The following is a 4,978-nucleotide window of genomic DNA, read 5'->3' as shown; positions in this document are numbered from 1 at the left end:
TCGAACGTCTGAACCGAGGAACCGGTGAGGAAGACGGGGATGACCAGCATCGGCGCCGAGCGGCGGCCGGCGAGCGGGCCGACGCCCAGCAGCTGGCCTGCGCGTGCGCGGTCGAAGAGGACGCCGAGGCGGGCGATGTAGCGCGTGGGGCCGATCTGCTCCTGCTCGATGATGATCCCCGAGACGATCGAGTTCAGCACCGGATCCGACAGGCCCGGCGCCTGGGCGATCGGCTGGCCGGTGGTCTTCGCCCAGAGCGCCTTCCAGCCCTCGGACTGCGCCTCCTTCCAGCCCTGGTAGCGTGCTTCCTCGCTGGTCTTGGCCGAGACGTCGACATCGACGCCGGTGACTTCGAGCGTGCTTGCGCTGTCGATCGGAGGAACGCCGCGGTCCGCTCCCTCGAGCTGCGCGTAAAGCGCTCCGCCGCCCGCAACCGAGACGGCAAGCAGCAGCGATGCGAGGGGGATCAGGCGCCTTGAGAACTGCACGACAGCGCCCTTTTACGAGATGGCCGTGGAATTCCAAGCGCGATGTGGTTAGGCGCGCGGCATGAGCGACGCTGAACCGACGGCCGAACCCTACACCTACGCGAAGGCCGGTGTCTCGATCGCCGCCGGGAACGCGCTGGTGAAGGCGATCGGGCCGCTTGCCAGGTCGACGGCCCGGCCCGGCGCGGATGCCTCGCTTGGCGGGTTCGGCGGGTTCTTCGACCTGAAGGCCGCCGGCTACCGCGATCCCCTGCTCGTGGCGGCGAATGACGGCGTCGGCACCAAGCTCAAGCTCGCCATCGACCATGACCGCCACGACGGCGTCGGCATCGACCTCGTCGCAATGTGCGTCAACGACCTGATCGTGCAGGGCGCCGAACCGCTCTTCTTCCTCGATTATTTCGCCACCGGGCGGCTCGAGACGGGCGTCGCCGAACGGGTCATCGCCGGCATTGCCCGAGGGTGCATCGAGGCCGGCTGCGCACTCATCGGCGGCGAGACGGCCGAGATGCCGGGCATGTATTCGGGAGGCGATTACGACCTCGCCGGCTTCTGCGTCGGCGCCGTCGAGCGCGGGGAAGCGCTCACCGGCGGCAAGGTCGCCGCGGGCGACCTCATCCTCGGCCTCGCCTCCTCCGGCGTCCATTCCAACGGCTTCTCGCTGGTCCGCCGCCTCGCCGCCGACAAGGGCTGGAAGCTCGACCGCCCTGCCCTGTTCGACCAGGAGCGGATCCTCGTACAAACGCTGCTCGAGCCCACCCGGATCTACGTGAAGCCGCTTCTGCCGGTCGTCCGCGGCGGGCGGATCAATGCGCTCGCCCACATCACCGGCGGCGGCCTGCTCGAGAACATCCCCCGCGTGCTGCCCGACGGGCTCCATGCCTTGATCGACGCCGACGCGTGGCCGCAGCCGCGGCTGATGGCCTTCCTCCAGGCGCAGGGGAATATCGAGCCGGAGGAGATGGCCCGCACCTTCAACTGCGGGATCGGAATGGCCGTCGTCGTCTCCGAAGCCGCCGCGGACGAGGTGACCGCCGCCCTCACCGAGGCCGGCGAGACCGTCTTCCGCATCGGCCGCATCGAAGCCGGCGACAAGGGCTGCACCGTCTCCGGCTCCGCCGGCACCTGGAGCGGCCGCTCGGGCTGGTCCGCCACCCATCATGGCTGAGAAGGTCCGGGTCGCGGTCCTGATCTCCGGCCGCGGGTCCAACATGCAGGCGCTTGCCGAGTATCGCCGCGAGGTCGACACCGCCTACGAGCTGGTGCTGGTCGCCTCCAACGTCCCCGAAGCGCGCGGCCTCGTCCTCGCCCGCCGCTTCGGAATCAAGACCTGGGCGCACAGCCACAAGGGGCTGGACCGCGCCGAGTTCGACCGGCTGCTCGACGAGGAGCTCCGGCGCCATGACGTCGAGCTGATCGCGCTCGCCGGCTACATGCGGCTGCTCTCGCCCGGCTTCATCCGCCCCTGGATCGGCCGGATCCTCAACATCCACCCGTCCCTGCTCCCCGAGTATAAGGGGCTCGACACCCATCGCCGGGTGCTTCTTGCAGGCGAGGAATATACCGGCTGCTCGGTCCACATCGTCACCGAGGAGCTGGACGACGGCCCGGTGCTGGCCCGTTCGGAGGTCAAGATCAGGGGCCGCGACACGCCCGAGACCCTCGCCGAGCGCGTCCTGGAGGAAGAGCATAAGCTCTACCCCCGAGCGCTCGACGCCTTCTGCCGGACGTTGAAGTCCGGCTACGAGCCGTTCACCGGCCCCGGCGCTTAGCCGACGATCTCTTCCGGCTTGAAGAAATAGTCGATCTCGATCCTGGCATTCTCGGGGCTGTCGGAGCCGTGCACCGAATTCGCCTCGATCGATTCCGCGTGGACCTTGCGGATCGTGCCCTCGTCCGCATTGGCGGGGTTGGTGGCCCCCATCACTTCGCGGTTGCGGGCGACTGCATTCTCGCCTTCCAGCACCTGCACGACGACCGGGCCGGAGATCATGAAGCTGACGAGATCGTTGAAGAAGGGCCGTTCGCGATGGACGGCGTAGAAGCCCTCGGCCTGCTCGCGGGTCATGTGGATGCGCTTCGATGCGACGACGCGGAGGCCCGCATCCTCGAGCATCTTGGTGACTGCGCCGGTGAGGTTGCGGCGGGTGGCGTCGGGCTTGATGATCGAGAAAGTGCGTTCGGTCGCCATGGCCGTGCGGAGCTCCGTATCTGAAGGGGTGAATTCGCGCGGCTCTCTAGGCGGGCCTCGCCGAAACCGCAACCGCCATGGCGGATGCCGCCCGCTTCGGCCATGGGCGGCGGATTGAGGCAGGCAAGACGAAGGAAGAAGGATGAAGCCGCGAGAGCTGCTGGCGAAGGCGGTCGTCCCGGGCGGCGAGGAGCTGAGCCTCTATCGGCGCGGCGACGATTTCATGATCGTGCTCGGCCGCAACGAGCTCATGAACAGCCGGATGAGCGGCTCCGAGGAAGCGCTCGCGACGATGACGCTCGATCGCCTCGGCGGCCGGAGCGCACCTCACCTCCTGATCGGCGGCTACGGCATGGGTTTCACCTTGCGGGCGGCGCTCGCGGCGATGTCGCCGCAAGGCCGGGCGACCGTCGCCGAACTCGTGCCCGAGATCATGGATTGGGCGCGCGGGCCGATGGCGGCGCTTGCCGCCGGAGGACTGGGCGATCCGCGCGTCGCCATCGTCCTTCGCGACGTCGCGGACCTGATCGGCGAGGCGAACGGGCGCTACGACGCGATCCTGCTCGACGTGGACAATGGCCCCGACGGCCTCACCCGCGATGAGAATGACCGCCTCTATTCCCGGGCAGGCCTCGGCGCGGCCAGGGCTGCGTTGAAGCCGGGCGGGATCCTCGCAATCTGGTCGGCCGCGCCCGACGCAGGCTTCACCCGCAGGCTGAAGTCGGCGGGCTTCGCGGTCGAGGAAGTGGCGGTCCGGGCGCGAAGCAACGGCAAGGGGCCGCGGCACGTCATCTGGTTCGCACGCAAAAGCGGGTAAGGCCCGCTACGGCCCCTGCACCCATTTCCCGCGATCGTCCTGCTTCCAGTAGCGCGGCTCCGCCTCTTCATTCCCCTTGAGCGAGCGCCATGCGCCGCGGGCGGTGTCGAGATGGCTGGTGTCGAACAGGAAGAAGACCCGCTCGAAACGGAGCGCCTCCTCCCGCCACACGCCGTCGGCAAGCGCGACATTGTCGGCCCCGTTGAGCGGCTCCAGCGCGTCCGAAAGCAGGATCGGCTGCGCCTCGGCGCGTGGCGAGCCGCTCCGCCCGTGCGGGAGGAAGCTGGCCGGCGCATGCGTCCACAATTGCTCGTCCAGCTGCCGAAGCAGCGGCTCCTCCGCCACCACCAGAAGCCTCTTCCCCTCCTCCACCAGCCGCTCGCAAATCCGGGGCAGCACCCGCTCCACGGGCGAGGAGGCGAGATGGTAGAAGTCGACGAGCATCAGCCCTCGAAATTGTCGGCGACTAGGCGATCCAGCAGGGCGACGCCGTAGCCGGTCGCGCCCTTGTCCCAGAGCGTACCGGGCTTGCTGGCCCATACGGTGCCGGCAATGTCGAGGTGAGCCCACTTCACCCCGTCTTCCACGAAGCGCTGGAGGAAGGTCGCGGCCGTGATCGATCCCGCCTCGCGGGCGCCGGCATTCTTCATGTCGGCGATATCGGAGTTCATCATCTTGTCGTAAGCTTCGCCGAGCGGGAAGCGCCACAATTTGTCGCCGGTCGCCTGCCCCGCGGCGGTGAGCTTCTGCGCCAGGCCGTCGTCGTTGCTGAAGAGGCCCGCATATTCGAAGCCGAGCGAGACGATCATCGCGCCCGTGAGCGTCGCGAGGTCGACCATATATTCGGGCTTATACTGGCGCTGCGCCCAGGTCATCGCATCGGCGAGCACGAGACGCCCCTCGGCGTCCGTATTGATCACTTCGATCGTCTGGCCGGACATGGACGTCACCACATCCCCCGGCCGCTGCGCGTTGCCGTCCGGCATGTTCTCGGCAAGCACGCAGATGCCGACCACGTTCGCCTTGGCCTTGCGGCCGGCGAGCGCCTTCATCGTTCCCGCGACCGCGCCCGCGCCGCCCATGTCCCACTTCATCGCTTCCATGCCGGCCGACGGCTTGATCGAGATTCCGCCGGTATCGAAGGTGATGCCCTTGCCGATCAGCACCACCGGCTTCCGCTTCGCATCGCCTGCGCCGTTCCAGCGCATCGCCAGCAGCCGCGGCGGGCGCACCGAACCCTGGCCGACGCCGATCAGAGCGCCCATGCCGAGCTCGAGCATCTGCTTCTCGTCCAGCACCTCGATCTCGACTCCGGTGCCTTCCAGCTGCTTGCGGCACCGCTCGACGAACGTCTCCGGGTAGATGATGTTGGCGGGTTCGGTGACGAGCTCGCGGGTGAAGGAGATGCCCTCCATCAACGCTGCCCGGCGCTGCCATTCCGCCTCCGTGCCCTCGCCGCCGCCGACGATCACCACTTCCTCG

At 68.4% G+C, this 4,978-nt stretch carries 6 protein-coding genes and 1 pseudogene; 3 read left to right on the top strand and 4 right to left on the bottom strand.

The window, feature by feature from the left end:
• A pseudogene (locus VF662_RS08575) lies at positions 1-488 on the bottom strand (heavy-metal-associated domain-containing protein); the annotation flags it as partial.
• A 61-nt stretch (positions 489-549) separates the two neighbouring features.
• On the opposite strand from VF662_RS08575, the gene purM reads away from it, so the two are divergent.
• Together purM and purN are read left to right on the top strand one after the other, a co-directional pair.
• Positions 550-1,656: a phosphoribosylformylglycinamidine cyclo-ligase gene (gene purM / locus VF662_RS08570; protein ID WP_464139893.1), complete on the top strand. Its 1,107-nt coding sequence runs from the start codon at positions 550-552 to the stop codon at positions 1,654-1,656.
• Complete coding sequence (purN, locus tag VF662_RS08565) at positions 1,649-2,260, top strand: phosphoribosylglycinamide formyltransferase (RefSeq protein WP_464139891.1); 612 nt, start codon at positions 1,649-1,651, stop codon at positions 2,258-2,260. The genes purM and purN overlap by 8 nt, the downstream gene beginning before the upstream one ends.
• Here the strand turns inward: purN and ndk are convergent.
• Complete coding sequence (gene ndk / locus VF662_RS08560) at positions 2,257-2,679, bottom strand: nucleoside-diphosphate kinase (RefSeq protein ID WP_464139889.1); 423 nt, start codon at positions 2,677-2,679, stop codon at positions 2,257-2,259. The genes purN and ndk overlap by 4 nt on opposite strands.
• 142 nt (positions 2,680-2,821) lie before the next feature.
• Here ndk and VF662_RS08555 point away from each other — a divergent pair, with 142 nt between their 5' ends.
• Positions 2,822-3,496 carry a spermine/spermidine synthase domain-containing protein gene (locus tag VF662_RS08555; protein WP_464139887.1) on the top strand — a complete coding sequence of 225 codons (675 nt, stop codon included), beginning with the start codon at positions 2,822-2,824 and terminating at the stop codon, positions 3,494-3,496.
• 6 nt (positions 3,497-3,502) lie between these two features.
• Here the strand turns inward: VF662_RS08555 and VF662_RS08550 are convergent, their stop codons facing one another.
• Together VF662_RS08550 and VF662_RS08545 are read right to left on the bottom strand one after the other, a co-directional pair.
• The gene (locus VF662_RS08550; protein ID WP_464139885.1) at positions 3,503-3,940 is read right to left on the bottom strand and encodes a DNA polymerase III subunit chi; all 438 of its coding nucleotides are present in this window, start codon (positions 3,938-3,940) and stop codon (positions 3,503-3,505) included.
• A partial coding sequence (locus tag VF662_RS08545) for a leucyl aminopeptidase (protein WP_464139883.1) occupies positions 3,940-4,978 on the bottom strand: 1,039 nt, incomplete at its 5' end. The genes VF662_RS08545 and VF662_RS08550, both read right to left, overlap by 1 nt.

The organism is Allosphingosinicella sp. (assembly GCF_036387215.1).
Lineage (GTDB): Bacteria > Pseudomonadota > Alphaproteobacteria > Sphingomonadales > Sphingomonadaceae > Allosphingosinicella.
Note: the sequence above shows the minus strand (reverse complement) of the source record. Positions and strands in the feature narration are given on the sequence as shown.

Coding starts and splice junctions, on each gene's coding strand:
- VF662_RS08550 (WP_464139885.1), bottom strand. CDS start 3,940: ATGCTCGTCGACTTCTACCATCTCGCCTCCTCGCCCGTGGAGCGGGTG.
- ndk (WP_464139889.1), bottom strand. CDS start 2,679: ATGGCGACCGAACGCACTTTCTCGATCATCAAGCCCGACGCCACCCGC.
- purN (WP_464139891.1), top strand. CDS start 1,649: ATGGCTGAGAAGGTCCGGGTCGCGGTCCTGATCTCCGGCCGCGGGTCC.
- purM (WP_464139893.1), top strand. CDS start 550: ATGAGCGACGCTGAACCGACGGCCGAACCCTACACCTACGCGAAGGCC.
- VF662_RS08555 (WP_464139887.1), top strand. CDS start 2,822: ATGAAGCCGCGAGAGCTGCTGGCGAAGGCGGTCGTCCCGGGCGGCGAG.